This is a genomic window from Deinococcus yavapaiensis KR-236, assembly GCF_003217515.1.
In the GTDB taxonomy this organism is placed as follows: domain Bacteria; phylum Deinococcota; class Deinococci; order Deinococcales; family Deinococcaceae; genus Deinococcus_A; species Deinococcus_A yavapaiensis.
In genome coordinates this window covers 21,242-37,867 of sequence record NZ_QJSX01000002.1, presented here as the reverse complement: position 1 = coordinate 37,867, position 16,626 = coordinate 21,242, and the positions used below count along the sequence as shown (strand labels likewise).

At 64.3% G+C, this 16,626-nt stretch carries 16 protein-coding genes; 11 read left to right on the top strand and 5 right to left on the bottom strand.

Going from position 1 to position 16,626, the window contains the following annotated elements:
- The first annotated feature begins 188 nt into the window (after positions 1-188).
- From DES52_RS02605 to DES52_RS02595, 3 genes are all read left to right on the top strand, one after another.
- The gene (locus DES52_RS02605) at positions 189-1,232 is read left to right on the top strand and encodes a hypothetical protein (RefSeq protein WP_110885239.1); all 1,044 of its coding nucleotides are present in this window, start codon (positions 189-191) and stop codon (positions 1,230-1,232) included.
- Positions 1,229-1,942 carry a hypothetical protein gene (locus tag DES52_RS02600; protein WP_110885238.1) on the top strand — a complete coding sequence of 238 codons (714 nt, stop codon included), beginning with the start codon at positions 1,229-1,231 and terminating at the stop codon, positions 1,940-1,942. The genes DES52_RS02605 and DES52_RS02600 overlap by 4 nt, the downstream gene beginning before the upstream one ends.
- A 123-nt stretch (positions 1,943-2,065) precedes the next feature.
- A complete protein-coding gene (locus tag DES52_RS02595; protein ID WP_110885237.1) occupies positions 2,066-3,247 on the top strand; it encodes an MFS transporter in 1,182 nt (393 codons plus the stop codon).
- A gap of 9 nt (positions 3,248-3,256) precedes the next feature.
- Here the strand turns inward: DES52_RS02595 and DES52_RS02590 are convergent, their stop codons facing one another.
- A complete protein-coding gene (locus tag DES52_RS02590) occupies positions 3,257-4,654 on the bottom strand; it encodes an MFS transporter (protein ID WP_281268553.1) in 1,398 nt (465 codons plus the stop codon).
- Positions 4,655-4,676: 22 nt separating this feature from the next.
- Between DES52_RS02590 and DES52_RS02585 the strand changes: the two genes are divergently transcribed.
- Complete coding sequence (locus DES52_RS02585) at positions 4,677-5,363, top strand: ArsR/SmtB family transcription factor (protein WP_110885235.1); 687 nt, start codon at positions 4,677-4,679, stop codon at positions 5,361-5,363.
- A 78-nt stretch (positions 5,364-5,441) separates the two neighbouring features.
- Complete coding sequence (locus DES52_RS02580) at positions 5,442-6,263, top strand: class I SAM-dependent methyltransferase (RefSeq protein WP_110885234.1); 822 nt, start codon at positions 5,442-5,444, stop codon at positions 6,261-6,263.
- 3 nt (positions 6,264-6,266) lie between these two features.
- On the opposite strand, the gene DES52_RS02575 is transcribed toward DES52_RS02580, so the two are convergent.
- Complete coding sequence (locus DES52_RS02575) at positions 6,267-6,995, bottom strand: MIP/aquaporin family protein (RefSeq protein ID WP_110885233.1); 729 nt, start codon at positions 6,993-6,995, stop codon at positions 6,267-6,269.
- Positions 6,996-7,291: 296 nt separating this feature from the next.
- On the opposite strand from DES52_RS02575, the gene DES52_RS02570 reads away from it, so the two are divergent.
- The 3 genes from DES52_RS02570 (at position 7,292) to DES52_RS02560 (ending at position 9,517) form a co-directional block, all read left to right on the top strand.
- Positions 7,292-8,068, top strand: a complete 777-nt coding sequence (locus DES52_RS02570; protein WP_110885232.1) for a DUF1616 domain-containing protein — start codon at positions 7,292-7,294, stop codon at positions 8,066-8,068.
- Entirely contained in the window at positions 8,065-8,871 is an 807-nt protein-coding gene (locus tag DES52_RS02565; RefSeq protein ID WP_110885231.1) for a CPBP family intramembrane glutamic endopeptidase, read from the top strand. The genes DES52_RS02570 and DES52_RS02565 overlap by 4 nt, the downstream gene beginning before the upstream one ends.
- Before the next feature lie 91 nt (positions 8,872-8,962).
- A complete protein-coding gene (locus DES52_RS02560) occupies positions 8,963-9,517 on the top strand; it encodes a hypothetical protein (protein WP_110885230.1) in 555 nt (184 codons plus the stop codon).
- A gap of 67 nt (positions 9,518-9,584) precedes the next feature.
- Here the strand turns inward: DES52_RS02560 and DES52_RS02555 are convergent, their stop codons facing one another.
- Positions 9,585-10,025 (bottom strand): hypothetical protein, encoded by a 441-nt coding sequence (locus tag DES52_RS02555; RefSeq protein WP_110885229.1) that lies wholly within the window; start codon positions 10,023-10,025, stop codon positions 9,585-9,587.
- Here DES52_RS02555 and DES52_RS02550 point away from each other — a divergent pair.
- The 3 genes from DES52_RS02550 to DES52_RS02540 are packed head-to-tail and all read left to right on the top strand — an operon-like array spanning position 10,024 to position 13,561.
- The gene (locus tag DES52_RS02550) at positions 10,024-11,313 is read left to right on the top strand and encodes an O-antigen ligase family protein (RefSeq protein ID WP_110885228.1); all 1,290 of its coding nucleotides are present in this window, start codon (positions 10,024-10,026) and stop codon (positions 11,311-11,313) included. The genes DES52_RS02555 and DES52_RS02550 overlap by 2 nt on opposite strands.
- Positions 11,310-12,446: a glycosyltransferase family 4 protein gene (locus tag DES52_RS02545; RefSeq protein ID WP_110885227.1), complete on the top strand. Its 1,137-nt coding sequence runs from the start codon at positions 11,310-11,312 to the stop codon at positions 12,444-12,446. Before DES52_RS02550 ends, DES52_RS02545 begins: the two co-directional genes overlap by 4 nt.
- Complete coding sequence (locus DES52_RS02540; RefSeq protein WP_110885226.1) at positions 12,443-13,561, top strand: glycosyltransferase family 4 protein; 1,119 nt, start codon at positions 12,443-12,445, stop codon at positions 13,559-13,561. The genes DES52_RS02545 and DES52_RS02540 overlap by 4 nt, the downstream gene beginning before the upstream one ends.
- Before the next feature lie 141 nt (positions 13,562-13,702).
- Here the strand turns inward: DES52_RS02540 and DES52_RS02535 are convergent, their stop codons facing one another.
- Both DES52_RS02535 and DES52_RS22770 read right to left on the bottom strand, forming a co-directional pair.
- Positions 13,703-14,776 carry a mannose-1-phosphate guanylyltransferase gene (locus DES52_RS02535; protein WP_245900595.1) on the bottom strand — a complete coding sequence of 358 codons (1,074 nt, stop codon included), beginning with the start codon at positions 14,774-14,776 and terminating at the stop codon, positions 13,703-13,705.
- Between the two features lie 528 nt (positions 14,777-15,304).
- Positions 15,305-16,626 (bottom strand): putative Ig domain-containing protein (locus DES52_RS22770; RefSeq protein ID WP_211317846.1); only part of this gene is annotated, 1,322 nt, incomplete at its 5' end.

The following is a 16,626-nucleotide window of genomic DNA, read 5'->3' as shown; positions in this document are numbered from 1 at the left end:
CAGCTTAACGGCTCCTTCCGGCGCGACGCCTCCACATAATGGCGGAGCGAGCCTGAGGCTTCCCCGGCGAACAACACGCCATGCGTCCTCTTGCGAACGAAGGCGAACGCGAGTCGAGTCGTGCTGCGCTGAGATCGCCTGAAGGTGCGGCTCACGGACACGAGGAGGTGGGCCCGTAGGCTGACGTCATGCCGCCGAGCCCGCTTGCCTTCTCGCCCCTCGCCTTTCCCCGCCCGATTCTGCATCCCGACGTGTACCGCGCCGAGAAGGCGATCGGCGACCTCGCCGATTTCGGCGTCGTGACGCTCGCGCCGGACGGGCGGGTGTACACGAGTCGCCGCGACCTCGAAGGAGCGTTTCACGCGAAGTTCTGGACGCCGCGCGAGCGGCTCGCGGCGGGCTTCGATCTCGGCGGCTTGCTGCGGTCGGTCTTGCCGACGGTGTTCGACGGGCAAGGCGCGTCGTGTCACTCGGAAAAATCCGGGCCGTACCGCCGCGTGTACAGCAAGCCCGGCTTCTCCTTCCTGGGCGCCGACGTGTTCTTGCCGAGCGCCGAGGACGGAGGCGTCTTCGAGAACAAGGACGCGGGGCACGGCGACACGAGCTTCGTGTACGTCGGCGGGTGGGGTACGCGCGGAGGCGCGGTCGACGCGGGCTTTCAGCACGGACGCTCGGCGAAGAGCTCCTCGGACGACTGGGCGCCATTCTTCCTCGTGCAGCAGCCGGGCGGGCCCTCGGCGAGCATCGTCTCGCCCGAGCGCCAAGACGGCGGCGCTCCGTGGCGTCTGGCGGGCGGCACGAACGCGAAGCTCAAGTTCTGGGTGACGCGCGACGCGCAAGGCACGATGCTGCACCTGTTCGTGGGCGGCACGACCAGCCAAGACGGCAAGGAGGACGCCCTCACCCTCAGCGCTCCCATCGACGATTCGTACGCTTGGGATCCGAGGGGGGGGCGCAACGTCTTGAAGCGAATGACGACCATCGGGCAGACGTTCGGCCAAGAGAACCTCGCGAGCGGCTCGCACTTGCACGGCGTGCATTGGCGCGGCTGCACCATCGGCCGCACGGAGGCCGACGCGCGGCCGTGGACGTCCGAGCAGACGGGCGGTTACTGCTCGTTTCCCGATCCGAAGACGCCCGAGGGCGCGCGGGCCGACGATCCTTCCCAGCCGAAGTGGCGCGTTCAGTGGGTCAGCGCCGCCGAGGAGACCGACTCGGTGACCCTCAAATGAGCAGCGCTGGGCGTCTCGCCGTCTTCACCCTCGGGGCGGCCTTGCTCACGTCGTCGCCTGCCCGCCTCCTGTCCGTCGAGGCGCCCGTTCTCGTGCACTTCGGCGGACTCGCCCTCGTGTACGCCAAGGACGGTCTGCCACGCCTCGACGCGAGCGGCACGCTGCTCGTGCCCGTCGCTACGACGTGCGCGCTCGTCGGAGCGACGTGCGAACGCAAGAGCTTGACCTTGCGCGCGACCCTCGGCGACGTCAGCGTGCAGTTGCCCGTGACGGACGAGGCGGGCAACGCCTTCGTGCCGTTGAGGCGCTTCACGAACGGCCTCGGGCTCGGGGTGGCGTGGCAGCCGAGTCTTCACGGCGCCGTCGTGAGCGACGCCGCGAATCGGGGAGATCTCGCCTCGATCGCCGATTACGACGTTGGAAGCGCAGTCTCGCCCGTCGGGCGCCTCTGGGCGCGCTTCGAGCCGAAAGCGAACTCGCGCCTTCTCGACCTCACCGTTCGCGCGGAACGCGGCCTGCTCACGATCGAGAGCGTCTTCTCGAAGCTTTCCACGGGCGCGTTGGCCGTCACGGGCGCGGCGGCGCTCGGCACGCCCGACAACCCGAGCGTAAAGTTCGCGTGCGCCCGATCCGGCTCGAGTTGCACGGTGACGATCGACCGTGATGCCTCGTACGCCCTCGTTCGGACACGCCGAACCGAAGCGCCCTGAACGACAACCGAAGCGCAATGGTCATCTGTGGCACAATAGAGGCGGAGGCAGCCTCATGGATGGACGTCGTGGCAAGGCAGGCCGATTCGTTTCCTTTTCGCCGCGCTTCACGCGAGGAACGTCGTGACCGCCGCTTGCGTTCGCGCGACGAGCTTGTTGTTCCTGCTCAACGGCGTCATGTTCTCGTCGTGGATCGTGCAGGTCGCCGAGGTCAAGGCGAAGTTCGGCTTCACCGACCTCGAGCTGAGCGTCGCCCTGCTCGCCGTGGTCGGCGGCAGCGTTCTCGCGCTGCCGCTCGCGACGCGCCTCACGGACCGGGTTTCCTTGGCGCGCCTCGCGCTCGCCTCGGCGCTCGGCGGCGCCGCTGCACTCGCCCTCGTCGCCGTCGCGCCGAGCTTGGCAGTCCTCGCGGGTGTCCTCGGTGCCTTCGGGTTGTTCTTCGGAACGCTCGACCTCGTCCTCAACGCGCAAGGCGTGCGGCTGGAACAGCAGACGTCTCGGGCCTTGCTGTCGATGCTGCACGGTTCGTACAGCCTCGGGTGCGTCGTGGGCGCCTTGCTCGGCGCGTGGCAACTCGCGTTCCACGTCGGCATGGCGGCGCACCTCGCCGCCGTCGCCGTCGCCGTCGCCACGATCGCCGCCGTCGCCACGCGCTTCCTGGACGGGCGGTTGCGCGACGAAGCGACGATCGGTGAAGCGAGCGCTTTGCCGGAAAGCGCCAACCTCGTGCGACGCGCGCTGTGGGCGCTTGGAGGGCTGGCGTTCCTCGCCGCGCTCATCGAAGGCGCGGCGGGTGACTGGGCGGGCGTTTACGTTCGCGAGCACGTTGCGGATTTGGGCAGCGTGACCGCCTTGACGTTCGGGGCGTTCGCGGTGACCATGACGTGCGGTCGCGGCCTCGGACACGTCTTCGAGAATCGCTTCGGGCGCCTCGCCGTCGGGCGTTTCGGCGCGGTCGTCGCCGCGAGCGGACTCGCGCTCGCCTTGCTCGTTCCGCGTCCCCTTCCCGTGATGCTGGGGTTCGCGCTGCTCGGACTCGGCGTGTCCGTCCTCGCGCCGCTCGCGTTCAGCGCGGTGGGCAGCCTCGTCGGCTCGAACGCGGCGGGCGCCCTCGCGCGCGTCACCGCGCTGTTCTACGTCGGTTACCTCGTCGGGCCGCCCGTCATCGGCGCGGTCGCGCACGCGTCGTCCATTCGGCTCGCGCTCGTTTTGGTCGTCGCGTGCGCCGTCCTCGCGGCGATCTTGGCCTTCGCACTCGGGCCTCGCGCGTCCCGCCGACCTCGCTGGTCGAACGCCTTGGAGTGACGCGCCCGGTCAGGAGGTGCTCGGCGCGGCCTCGCTGGCAGTCGGCACTTCCCGCTCGGCGGGCGCCGCTTGCTCGCTCGAACTCGGCAGCCAACGGTAGCCCACCAACCCGCCCACGACGGTGATCGCCCCGGCCGCCGTCAGCATGGGCACGACGCCCACGAGTTCGCCGAGCGTGCCGCCCACGAGGACGGCCGTGACGCCCATCAAGGCGTTCGTGGTGCCGAGCGCTCCGTAGACGCGTCCTCGGTAGGCGTCGGGCGTCACGCGTTGCAGCAACGTCGCCGCGGCGACGTTTGACACGACGAGGGGCAAGCCCATGAAGAACAGCAGCGCCAGCGCCACCTCGAACCTTGTCTGCTGGTACACCACGATCATCATGGCGCCGACGAGCATCGTCACGAGGCCCACGGCCGTCTTCGGCGTCAACTTCCTCGCGATTCGTCCTGCCATCGTGCCGCCCAGCAGGGCGCCGACCGCGAGGGTGGTGCTGAGCAGGCCTATCTCTTGCGGTCCCGCCCCGAGGCGGTCTTTCACCCACGGCACGAAGAACGGGTCGATGAGGCAGCCGCCGAGACTCGTGACGTTCATCGTCACGAACAGGACGCGCAGCGCGGGGCTCGCCGTGACGTGTCGAACGCCTTGGCGCCACTCGCGCCCCATGTCCCGCCACGACGTCAGCAACGACGCTCGCGTGTCGGTCGCGTCGCGAAGCGCACGCGGTCGGGGCGTCAGTCGTGCGAACAGCAGGGCGGCGAGCAGGAAGGTCACGCTGTCGAAGAGGATCACCCCGTGCAAGCCCGTCCAGCCGACGAGGGCCGCGCCGACGAGCGGTCCCGCGACGCGGGCGGTCGTCACGCTCATTCCGAACAAGGCGTTCGCCTGCGGCAGGTGCTCGTCGTTCACGAGCGAGGGCAGCAAGGCTCCGGCAGTTGGCGTGACGAGCGTGGCGATCGTGAGTTCGGCGAACATCACGACGTACGCGATCCACATCCAGCCGGGATGCGGCACGAGCAGCAACGCCAGGATCACGCCCGCCTGCAGCAAGTGGCTCACGACGAGGACGCGCTTGCGGTCGAGTCGGTCGGCGAGCACGCCCGAGAAGGACGAGAAGAGCAGGCCGGGCAGGTAGAAGGCGAGGACCAGCGCGGCCGTCGCGAGGGTCGAGCCGGTCTTGTCGTACACGAAGAACGGCAAGGCGACCATGAGGGCTCGATCTCCGACGAGGGAAATCAGCTCTCCGACGAGGAGAAAGCGGGCGTCACGAGTTCGAAGAACGTCGAGCATAAGCGTCCCTTCCGGAGTTCGCGGAAAACTCCTGGTGAATCGAGGGGCGGCCCGCGTCGGAGCGCGCCTGGAGGTGAAGTTCGGCGGGCGCGGCCCGAGCGTCCGTCCGCCTGAACTCACGGTGCGATGTAGGCTGGTGAAAATGACACGTGAATCGTCACCTAGCGTTTGGCAGCGTCTGGAAGATCCGGACGCCGCCCGGGTCCTCGTCGATCCGGACGCTCGGGCGTTCTTCACACCTTTCGTGTGGCGCGAGCGGCGCGTCGGGGACGTCGCCGAGGAACTCGGCGTGACCGTGAACGCCGTCTTGTACCGCGTGCGGCAGTTCCTGCGTCTCGGCTTGCTGGAAGTCACGCGGATCGAACCGAGGGCGGGACGCGCGATTCGCTACTACCGCTCGACGTCCAGGGGGTACTTCGTGCCCTTCTCCTCGACCACCGCCGAGACCGTTCCCGAGTTGTACGAAGAGACTTTGGAAGGAGCGCGCCGCGCCGTCATGCGCGCGCTCACCCGCACGTGGAGCAGTCTCGCCGACGATCCGCGCTGGTTCGGGTTGTACACGTACGGCGACGAGAAAGGCCTGCAGTCTCACGTCGTCCTGCCCGTGCCGCCCGACGACCCGAAGAGGAGCCCCGAGACGTTCATAGCGTGGTTGCTCAGCGACGAGGCGCCCGCCGTGTGGGACAACACCGTTCCGATCCGCCTCGCACGAGAAGACGCCAAGGCCTTTCAGCGGGACCTCGCGGCTTTGAAGCACAAGTACGACGAGCGGCGCTTGAGCGAGGGCGGCGAGGAGTACCTCTTGCGCCTGACCTTCACGCCCACGTGAAGCGCCACGCGTTACAGTACGGAAGCGGCAGGAGCATTCACCTTACCCTCCAGAGTCGAGCAGCGGGGAGGAACAGGCATGGACGGCAATCTTTCGGGCGGCGATACGGCCTTCGCGGGCTCCATTCCAGAGGTGTACGAGCGATTCATGGGGCCGATGATCTTCGAGCCGTACGCGGGCCATCTCGCGGCGCGCGTGGACGATCTCAAGCCGCGCCGCGTTCTCGAGGTCGCGGCGGGCACGGGCATCCTCACGCGGGCGCTCGCGCGCCGATTGGCCCGGGACGTGGCGCTCGTGGCGACCGACTTGAACGAGGCGATGTTGAAGGAGGCGGCGCGAATCGGCACGCCGAGGCCCGTCGAGTGGCGGCAAGCCGACGCGCTGCACCTGCCGTTTCCCGACGCGTCGTTCGACGTGGTGGCGTGTCAGTTCGGCGTGATGTTCTTTCCCGACAAGGTGCAGGCGTTCTCGCAAGCGTGGCGCGTCCTGCGGCCGGGCGGGCACTTCGTCTTCAACACTTGGGACCGCTTGGAGCGCAACGCGTTCGCGAGCGGCGTGACGCGCGCCCTCGAAGACCTGTTTCCGGACGCGCCGCCACGATTCATGGCGCGCGTTCCGCACGGCTACCACGATCCCGACCGAATCGCGGAGGATCTGCGGCACGCGGGATTCACGAAGACGCCGCACCTCGCGCTTCGTCAGGAGGTTAGCCACGCCGACTCGCCGCGGATGCCCGCCGTCGCCTTCTGCCAAGGCACGCCCCTGCGGCACGAACTCGAACCCCGTGGCGTCGCCCTCGTGGATATCACCGACGTCGTCACCGAGGCGCTCGCTCGTGAGTTCGGGAACGGCTCCATTCGAGGTGAGATGAACGCGTTCGTCGTTCACGTCGAGAAGTGAGCGTCAGACCCCCTCTGCGTCGCCGCGCGCCGCCTTCTCCTCGTCGTCGTTGCGAGGGCCGCGCAGCGTCCATGTCAAGGCCACCCCGAGAAGCGCACCCACGAACGCGCCGAGGACGTGCGGCGCCGCCTCTCCGAGCCGCGCTTCGAGCAGGGCCGGCCCGACGATGCGCGCGGGATTCATCGTGACTTCCGAGACGGCGTTCGTCGTGAAGTGGTTCAGCGCCACCACGGCGCCTACCACCAAGCCCGTCTCCGGTCCGACCGTCGCCTTGCGTTTCGCCGTCGCCAGCACCACCAGCACGAGGAACGCCGTACACGCCACGTCCAGCCCAAACGCCCCGGCCCACGGCACCCGCTCGTGCCCTCTGGGCAAGAACGCCACGGCCTGTACCACGCCCGCCGCGAGCGCCGCTCCGAGCAGTTGGGCCGCCCAGTACATCGGCACGCGCCGCCAAGGAAACGAGCCGCGCGCCGCGAACGCCAGCGTCACGGCCGGGTTGATGTGCGCGCCCGACACGTCGCTCAAGGCGTAGATCACGGCGAGGACCGTCAAGGCAGGAACGATTGAGAAGGCCGCCGCTTCGGGCAGCAAGCCGGACCGCGCGAGTACGCTCGCCCCGAGGCTCGCGAAGGTGAGCGCGAACGTTCCGACGACTTCCGCGGCAACGCGGCGAGCGACGCGGGAAGGATCCGTGGAACGCTCGAGACTTCGAGAGGGCTTGGACGTCATGACATCACGCTGACAGAGCGACCCGAGATGTATCCTGGGCTACGCTTCAGGGGCCTTGAGTTTCAAATTTGGCTTTGTGGGGAGGCCCGTCGTTCTCTCGGCGATGTCGTCTCCGACGTTCGAGCGGTCATGTTTCCGGGGCTTCGAAGAAGCGATGGGCAAGGACGTCGCGTCGTCTAGACGGCCCTTCAGAGCGTCATGCGGATGAGTATTCGTTCATTTCTGCGTGAAGGGGGAGGTGCTAGGATTTCCCAGTGCAGAGAGCCCTCGGCCGTCATCTCGATGTTCTTCTTGCCATGGCGACTCTGCTGGTCAGCATGGCACTTGCCTCATGGCCGATCGAAGTCCTCGCACCCCTCCGAATCGCCTTGGGATTCGCTGTCGTCCTACTGATTCCAGGTTACCTGTTGTCGGCCCTCTTGTTCGCGCAAACGAGCGACGTCACGCCGTTGGAACGGTTCGTGGTCATGCTCGGCTTGTCGGTGGCGTCCGTGACGCTGATCGGTCTCGCGTTGAACTACTCTCCTTGGGGCATCCGTCCAGGCTCGATTCTGTTCGGGATGGGAAGTTGGTGCGCGCTCTTGGCGGTCGGCGTGATCGTCCGACGCTTGTTCGTGCCTCAGCACCTGCAGTTCTCCCTCAGCAATCAGCCTCGCGTGTTCGGACAGGGAGGAAAATTGCTCGTCGGCATTTGGATCGGCGTGGCCGCGGTCGTCCTGCTCGTCTCGTGGCTGCGGCCTACCGCCAAGTTGACGGAGTTCTACGTGCTGGGCGAGGGCCAGTTGTTGCGGAATTACCCTCGCGACGTACAGCCCGGCCAAACGTTCGTCGTCAACGTGGGGATTCGTAATACCGAGGGAAGAGATCGAACGTATGCCATCAAAGTCAATTGGGAAGACCGAGCACGAGCGCCCGTGACGATTCCGAACGGTGGGACGTGGCAACGCCCACTTCGTCTTCGTGCTCCCGCCGGAAGCGCCGGTGACGAATTGCAGTTGGCGTTGTTCGTGGATGGCCAGCGACAGCCTTACCGTACCCTCAAGCTCAGCATGAGAACTGGAGAACAGCCGTGAGCGTAATCGACACCTCGGAAAAATACGCGCAGCGATCGTCTCTCGCGCTGCTGCTCGAACTCAGCTTGTACATCCTGATGATGATCGCGGCAGAATCGTTCGCGGCGGGCCCAAGTCCGTTGCTCGGCTTGTGGCTTCATGCGTTGACCTTGATCGTCCTGACCGTGCGCGCCACTTTATTTCGGGTCAAGCACGCCGAGGTTCTGATCGCGCTTTCGCTGGCGCCGCTCATTCGTCTTCTGGCCTTGACCATACCGACGCAACAGCTCGGATTGGACACGATCAATGTGTTTCCCATCGTGAATCTTCCATTGATCCTCGCTGCCCTCCTGGGCATCCGCGTGTTGAGCTTCAAAGCCAAGAACGTCGGCTTACGGCTCAGTTGGCGCGACGTGCCACTTCAGTTGCTCATCGCCTCGAGCGGTTTCCTGATCGGCTACGGAGAACGCCTGATTCTTCAGCCGCCCGCCTTGGCCGCCGGCTTCGAGCCGCGTCAGTTGATTTGGCCGATGTTGAGCTTGATGGTGTTCACGGGCTTGAGCGAGGAACTGCTCTTCCGAGGAGTCATGCAGCATGCCGCCGTTCGGCACTTGGGTCCGCGAGTAGGCGTCGTCTTGATTTCCGTGGTGTTCGGTGTCTTCCACTTCGGGTGGCAGTCTTGGCTCGACGTCGTCTACGTGACACTTGTCGGCTTGTACTTCGGCTGGCTCGCACACAAGACGAGAAGCATCGTCGGAATTTCGGTGGCTCACGGCATCGCGAACATCATGCTGTTCGTCGTTCTGCCTTTGCTCGGGAAGTAAGCTCGTGCACTCGTTTGTGTTATAGTATCTTCAATCTCGTCTCACAAATTCTCATCGAAGAATTTGAGAAAGCGTCGTCGGAGGAAGCATCATGAGGAAGAACCTCGGTTTGGGCATTTTGTTCGCGGTTGTAACCGGCGGTTCGGTCGTGGTCGCCGCTCAACAAGCAAAAATCACGAAGAACTTCGAAGCATTCGATCCCTTGTGCCAACAAGATCTTCGGAAGAGTGCGACGGTCGCGCTTCTCATTCGCAAACTCGCCGACGTCTCACGGCTTCGTGGAGCTCAGGCACGCGATCCGAAGGACCTGCTCGGCGAGATGGCGCAGCAACGCCTGATCGGGACGTCCATCAACAAAGCGCTCCTTTTGGCGTACGATCGTCGTTCGATCGACGCGAAGACCGTCTTGACGTTCGCTGCGGACGTCGCGAACGGACGAGCCGACTTCTCAGGAAATGTCGATGACGCCCTACGGGTTCTGAAGGCCAGCTTTATCCGCTACGACATGCTCGAGGCGTTCATTCCCAAAAACGAGCTCGTCAACAACTGCGCGATCGCGAAATTCATCGGACAGAACATGAACGAGCTGATCGCGTCTTACGGCGCTTCCGCGACGCGTACGTCTCTTGGAGAGCGCACCGACTGACGTGAAGCGAGCGGTGAGGGCACGTTCCCTATTGGCACTTCCTGTGCTTGTCGCAGGAAGTGCCTTATTACACTTGTCTTGGCAGGAATTCCAGGCGCAACGGACTGCTTTCCTCGCCGGCAACGAGTTGGATCAGGTGAACTTGACGAACGCCCGACGGTTGTACGCCGCCTCGTTGCGGTATCAACCCCGTGACGCCGATACGCTGCGACGTTCCGCCAAGCCTTTCCTGCTGAATACACAGTTCACGCACGATCAGCAAGATGGTCGTCGAGCCGTGGAGAAGGCGAAGCAGGCCGTCGAGCTCAATCCCTTGGACGCCCGCAATCAGTCCACGTACGCCGCCGCCTTGCTGGCTCAAGGCCACGTCGCCGAAGCTCAGGCGCCACTCCTTGCCGCGACTCGCCTCGATCCTTACAACGTTTCCATCTTGTACGACGCCGCCGCCTACTTCGAGCGCATAGGGCAACTTCGCCGTGCCCGCACCTTCTACCTTCGAGCCCAACATGTCCGACCTGACCCACTCTTCGATCGTGCTCTCCGCCGACTCTCCGCCCCTTGATCGAACCGAGAAGGCGGCGCGGTTATCGAACCGGGCCGCCTTCATCTGCCTGCTCGCTGCCACCATCTACACGCCGCTCACGTACGGAGGCTTCGTTCCCGAAGGTGCCTTCGGGCTCCGGATGTCTTGCATCGTCGGCCTGACCGCCTTGCTGACCTCTGCCGTGCTACGAGGCGTTGCAATCCGAATGTCTCTGGGCGCGCTCCTGCTCCTTGCCTTTCTCCTCCTCGCCGGGATAAGCGCCGCCTTCAGTCCGTACCAGTACGGCAGCTGGCGAACCATGGCCGATTTGAGCACGTACGCTTCGGGGTTTGTTTTGGCCCTCGGGACGCTTCGTACGGCCTCCCGCAGGCGCGGGTGGCAACTCGTGCTCTTCGCGACGGCGGCTCTTCTGGGGTTGTACGGCGTTCTGCAGTGGCTGGGGTACGACTTCACGGCTCGGCAAATGGCTTCGCGCATTCCGAGCTTCTTTTTCAACAGCAACCACTACGGGGGGTACCTGGCCCTGGTGCTTCCAGCTGTCTTTTGGGCAGCCCTCCGTTCCAAAGGTCCCTCGAGCATCTTGTTGTACGCGCTCACCTTGGTGTTGCTGTTCAACCTCGCCTTCAGTTTCTCCTGGGCGATCGTACCCACGGCGATCGCCTGCTTGTTGCTCATCGTGTTTCGCACGGCGAAACGACCTTTACTGAGCGTCATGGCGCTGGTCGGGATCACGTTGGGCTTGTCCGGCTTGGGAGTAGCCGCCCTTCGCGTCCTACCTCAGTTGCAAGGCGGCACCGCGCAAGCCCGCATCTCCAACTTGGTGGAGACCTGGATGACACGCAGCGTCGAATCGCGCGTGTTGATTTGGCGGGGAGCGGCTCGCCTCGCACTCGACGCGCCCGCGCTGGGTGTCGGACCGGGGAACTTCGTGTATACCTTTCCCTTGCATCGCTCGCCCGTGCACAACTCGTTTGCCACGGCGATCACCCACGCCTACGTCGGATACGCCCACAGCGACTATCTTCAAATCGCGAGCGAACTCGGCCTGATTGCCTTGGCCTTGTTCATCGCCTTCTGGTCGGCAGTCCTGATCGCGGGACGGCGACGTGCCGAGACGCTGGGACTTCGAGTCGCCTTGCTGGCGACGCTTTGCTACGCGTTCTTCGACAATCCCCTGACACTCGTGCCCGCCAGCGCCTTCCTCGCCTTTTGCTTCGCGGGCCTCATTCGAGCGGAAAGGACAAGCTCTTGAACGTATTGATCGACGCCACCGCCCTTCAATCGGAGCATCGCGCGCGAGGCGTCGGCGCCTACGTTCGCGAACTGATTCGGGCCATTGAGGCGCTCGATCATCCTCGCGTTCGAGTCCACTACCTCGTGTCCACCGTCGAGCGCGGCTTCACGGCCAGCCTTCCCACGGACCGCACGATCGCCGTGTACCGGCCACACCGTCCCGCACAGGTGTATTGGTTCTACAACGAACTGGCCTTGCGGCACGCGTTGCTGCACGTACGCCCGCACGTCTTCCTGGCACCCGACTTCAACGGGTTGGTTCGCAATCCGTACGGCAAGACGGTCGCGGTGCTCCACGACCTCAATCACTTGGCGATGGGTGTTCCGCCTCAGCAAAAGAGCTTGAGCTTGAGCGAGCGTCTGAGTATGCTGCGCTGGAACGCGTATCACAAGAAGTTGCGCCAGGCGGATCGAATCCTCGCGATCAGCGGAAACGCGAAGCACGATGCGGCGTCCAGGCTGGGCCTTCCCGAGACGAGAATTCACGTCGTACATCACGGCGTCGACCACGAGCGGTTCAAAGTGCCGCATGCCGAGACGGCAAGCGCGGACCACCCGCCCTACTTCATGCACGTCGGAGCGAGCAATTCCAACAAAAATCAAGCGAGACTCCTGGAGGCGTTCGCTCTCGTCGCTCGGACACACCCGACGGTGCGCCTGTACTTCGCGGGTCCCTGGATGCCAAGCGACTTGGTGTGGCTCGAGGCGGAGACAGCCCGCCTGAACTTGCACGAGCGTGTGCGGCACCTGGGCTTCGTAGCCTCCGACGACTTGCCGGGGCTCTACGCCAACAGCGCCGCGTTCGTGTTTCCCTCTTTGGAGGAAGGCTTCGGCCTTCCAGTGCTCGAAGCCATGGCGAGCGGCGCGGTCGTGATCACCTCCAACACCTCGGCTCTTCCGGAAGTGGCGGGAAATGCGGCGTTACTCGTCGACCCTCACAACGTGAAGTCGATCGCGGAGGCGATGCGACGCGTGCTGCACGAACCCGAAACGGCGCGTCGCCTTCGCGCGGCCGGAGTGGCGCACGCACAGCGCTTTTCGTGGAGCGAAACGGCGCGCCGCACCCTGGAGTTCTTGGAGTCGATCGCATGAAAGTCGGAATGTTCACCTACGGCATGGCGGACCGCCTGACGGGAATCGGGCGGTACACCGTCGAGCTCACGCGGGCCTTGCGGCGGGTCGAGCCGACCCTCGAGGTCGTTCTCCTCAATCCCTATCCTGCGTCACCTTTGCCGTGGTACCGGGAATTCGAGACGTACGACGTTCCACATTTGGCCAAGGCGCCGCTCGCCGCGACCCTCGGCAACTTGGAGTTGCGCCTTGCCGCCGACCGCTTGAAGTTGGACGTGCTTCATGACCCGTGCGGCATCGCGCCCTTCGTGGCGCCGCGTGGACGGCATGCCCGAGTCGTCACGGTGCATGACGCCATTCCCGTGATCGATCCCAGCGTACAGCCGCCTTTCACGCGTGCCGTGTTCAAAACCCTGATTCCGGCGGCTCGCTGGACAGCCGACGCGATCATCACGATCAGTCAGTCTGCCGCGCACGACCTCGAACATCACCTTCGTCTGCCACGCGAGAAGCTTCACGTCACCTTGAACGGCGTCGCACCCCCGGTAGCTCGAAGCGAACAGGACGTACGTGCGGTTCTCGACGCCCTCGACCTCGACGAACCCTACTTCCTCTACGTCGGAGCGCTCGATCCTCGCAAGAACCTTCAGCGGGTACTGGAGGCGTTCGCGGCCGTCGAGCGCGAACAGCCAAGCGCGCGACTCGTCATCGTCGGCGGAGCGAGATGGCAAGCCACTCCGATCGTGGAGCGCGCGAAAGGCATGAGGAACGTTCGTTTGACAGGTTTCGTCAGCGACGCCGACTTGGCAGCGTTGTACCAAGGAGCGACGGCCCTCGTGTTTCCCTCGCTGTACGAAGGCTTCGGTCTGCCGATCCTAGAGGCAATGACGTACGGAACGCCCGTGATCACGTCGAGCGTCAGCTCGATGCCGGAAGTGGCTGGCGACGCGGCGCTGCTCGTGAATCCCCTCGACGTCGAAGCGTTGGTGAACGCCATGCGATCCTTGCTGACCCAGACAGCACTTCGAGCGGAGTTGAGTCGGCGTGGATGCGAGCGGGCTACCCTGTTCACGTGGGAGCAAACGGCGCGGCAGACGCTGGAAGTGTACGCCTCCGTCTTGAATCGTAGGCACTGAATCGACCGCCGGACCTGGCACCGGAGGGCCTCGATTTCTCCCTCGCCGCTGGGCCTTCCTGCTTCTCTTTTCTCAGCACCTCGACAGTTCAAGGGACCTGATCACCCTTGGAACAGGTGACCAGGCCCCTCGATCGCGTCTTCAAACAAAGCGCTCGAGTTCCGGGTGGGCCTTGAGTTGCTGCACGACCTTCTTGATGTCTTGCGTGCGGTCCTTGCGCACCACGAGCGTCACTTCCGGCGTTTGAACGACCACGACATCCTCCAAGCCGATGGTGGCGACGAGCCCGTTTCCATTGCTGGTGTAGAGGATGGCGCCGTCCGTGTCCAAGCCGAGATGTCGGCCGACCGTGACGTTGGCGGCCGTCCCGCCCAGCAGACGCTCCAACGCGTTCCAATCTCCCAAGTCGTCCCAATCGAACTGCGCCGGAATGACTTGAACGTTCTGAGCCTGCTCCAAGATGGCGTAGTCGATGCTGATCTTTTGCAGATGCGGGAAGACTTTCTTGACGCCGCCTCGCTCTTGCACCGCGTCGGCAAGCGTGTCGTACAAAACGGGTTGGTAAGCGCGGAAGGCTTCGAGGATGGCTTCGACGGTCCACACGAACATGCCGCTGTTCCAACTGTACAGGCCGCTTTCCAGGTACGTCTCGGCTGTCGCGCGGTTCGGCTTCTCGACGAACCGTGACGCGCTGTAAATCGGGATGTCGCCATCGAGCGCGAGCTCTCCGCGTTGCACGTATCCGTAGCCGGTCGAGGGAAACGTCGGGGTGATGCCGAGCGTGACGAGGGAACCGAAGTTTTCGGCTGCCTCACGCGCCCTCAGGATCACGCGACGAAACAGGTCCAGGTCGCCGATTCGGTGGTCGGAGGCGAAGACCCCCATGACTGCCGTCGGATCTTCTCGTGCGATTCGAAGGGCAGCATACAGCACGGCGGGTGCGGTGTCACGGCCGATCGGTTCGACGATGAGGTTCTCGGCGGGCAGCTCTGGAAGTTGATCGAGGACTTGAGCTCGGTACTCCGAGCCCGTCACGACGTGAACTCGCTCCAACTGGTAAACGGGATCGGCGAGGCGTTCGGCCGTGGCTTGCAGCAGACTCTTGCCGCTTCCATCGAGAGAGAGGAACTGCTTGGGTTTGTTCTTGCGAGAAAGGGGCCAAAAGCGCTCGCCGCTGCCTCCGGCGAGGATCACTGGATAAAACGCGCGAGTCACGCGAACCTTCGGCTGTGTTGGAGAATGCGGAGAACGTAGATCATGAGGCTCCTTCGGCACGGCTAACGGGTGCGACAGCATATTGTAGTGGAAGCAAGAAAGTGAGGATCTCGGAAACTTTACGGACGCGGCAAATTTATAACTGCGGACGGGCTTGCCTATTTCGAAAGAACTTGCTCGACGAAGAGAGGCGGCCCCAATAACCTCAGAATAGTGAAGAGGGAGGCGCTCCCTGTTGATGGGGCCTCCCTCGAAAAGCAAGAACGTTTCGAACCAAGAGGAAGGAGTTTCCTTCCTCTTGGTTCGGCGAGTTTTTAGTCGAAGTCTCCAGTATCGGCGCCACCAGAGCCGGTTCCACCCGTAACGCGCGTCATGTCATGCCAAGTTCCCAGGAACTCCAGCTTCGGCGCTTCGTACGACTCCATCTCGACAGATGCGGTTCGCACCGTCTTGTTTTCGCTTCCTTGTTCTACCACGGCCTCACTCTCCTAACGACTTCAATATAAGCTGAGCCCTCTTGAGGGACGATTACGGAAGGGTTGCGGACGAGCATGCGCTCACAGCCACGTTGTTGCTGTCGACGAAGCGCGCCCACAGGGTCGTGCCAGCCGGCTTGTTGATGTTCGTCGACCACGCACCCGTGGCATCCAGGATGACGGAGCTCCGGGGATCCCATACGTTCGCGTTGGCCTGGCAGTCAGCAAGGTTGAGGAAGTGGTTGATGACCAAGTTGGCGTAAGACGCGCCCATGCCTGCCTTGACGACGCCGCCCGCGTAGCTTTCCGACTTCATGTTCTGTCCGACCGAGTACAGGCGCCATTGCGGCGCAACGACCGCGACGTCGGTGACGTTGATCGTCACGTCTTGCGCTTGGCTGGTCAACGAACCGTCCGTGGAACGGAAGCGGATGACGTACGAGCCGGACTGCGTGAACGACGGCGTCCAGTTGAACGCGCCCGTCGTGGTGTTGAACGACGCGCCCGTGGGCAGGTTGGCTTGCGCCACGCCACCGATCAGGTACGTCGCCGTGTAGGTGGGCGTCGTGCCGTCCGGGTCGCTGCCGCTCACCGTGAAGTTCAGCGCTTGGCCTTCGTTCACTGCTTGCGGGGTGGTGATGGTGTTGAGCGTCGGCGCTTGGTTCACGTTCGCGACGTTGATCGTCACGTCTTGCGCTTGGCTGGTCAACGAACCGTCCGTGGAACGGAAGCGGATGGTGTACGAGCCGGACTGCGTGAACGACGGCGTCCAGTTGAACGCGCCCGTCGTGGTGTTGAACGACGCGCCCGTGGGCAGGTTGGCTTGCGCCACGCCGCCGATCAGGTACTCAGCGGTGTACGAGACGGTCGTGCCGTCCGGATCGCTGCCGCTCACCGTGAAGTTCAGCGCTTGGCCTTCGTTCACTGCTTGCGGGGTGGTGATGGTGTTGAGCGTCGGCGCTTGGTTCACGTTCGCGACGTTGATCGTCACGTCTTGCGCTTGGCTGGTCAACGAACCGTCCGTGGAACGGAAGCGGATGACGTACGAGCCGGACTGCGTGAACGACGGCGTCCAGTTGAACGCGCCCGTCGTGGTGTTGAACGACGCACCCGTGGGCAGGTTGGCTTGCGCCACGCCACCGATCAGGTACGTCGCCGTGTAGGTGGGCGTCGTGCCGTCCGGGTCGCTGCCGCTCACCGTGAAGTTCAGCGCTTGGCCTTCGTTCGCTGCTTGCGGGGTGGTGATGGTGTTGAGCGTCGGCGCTTGGTTCACGTTCGCGACGTTGATCGTCACGTCTTGCGCTTGGCTGCTCGTCTTGCCGTCGTTGGACGTGAAGCGGATGGTGTACGAGCCGGATTGCGTGAACGACGGCG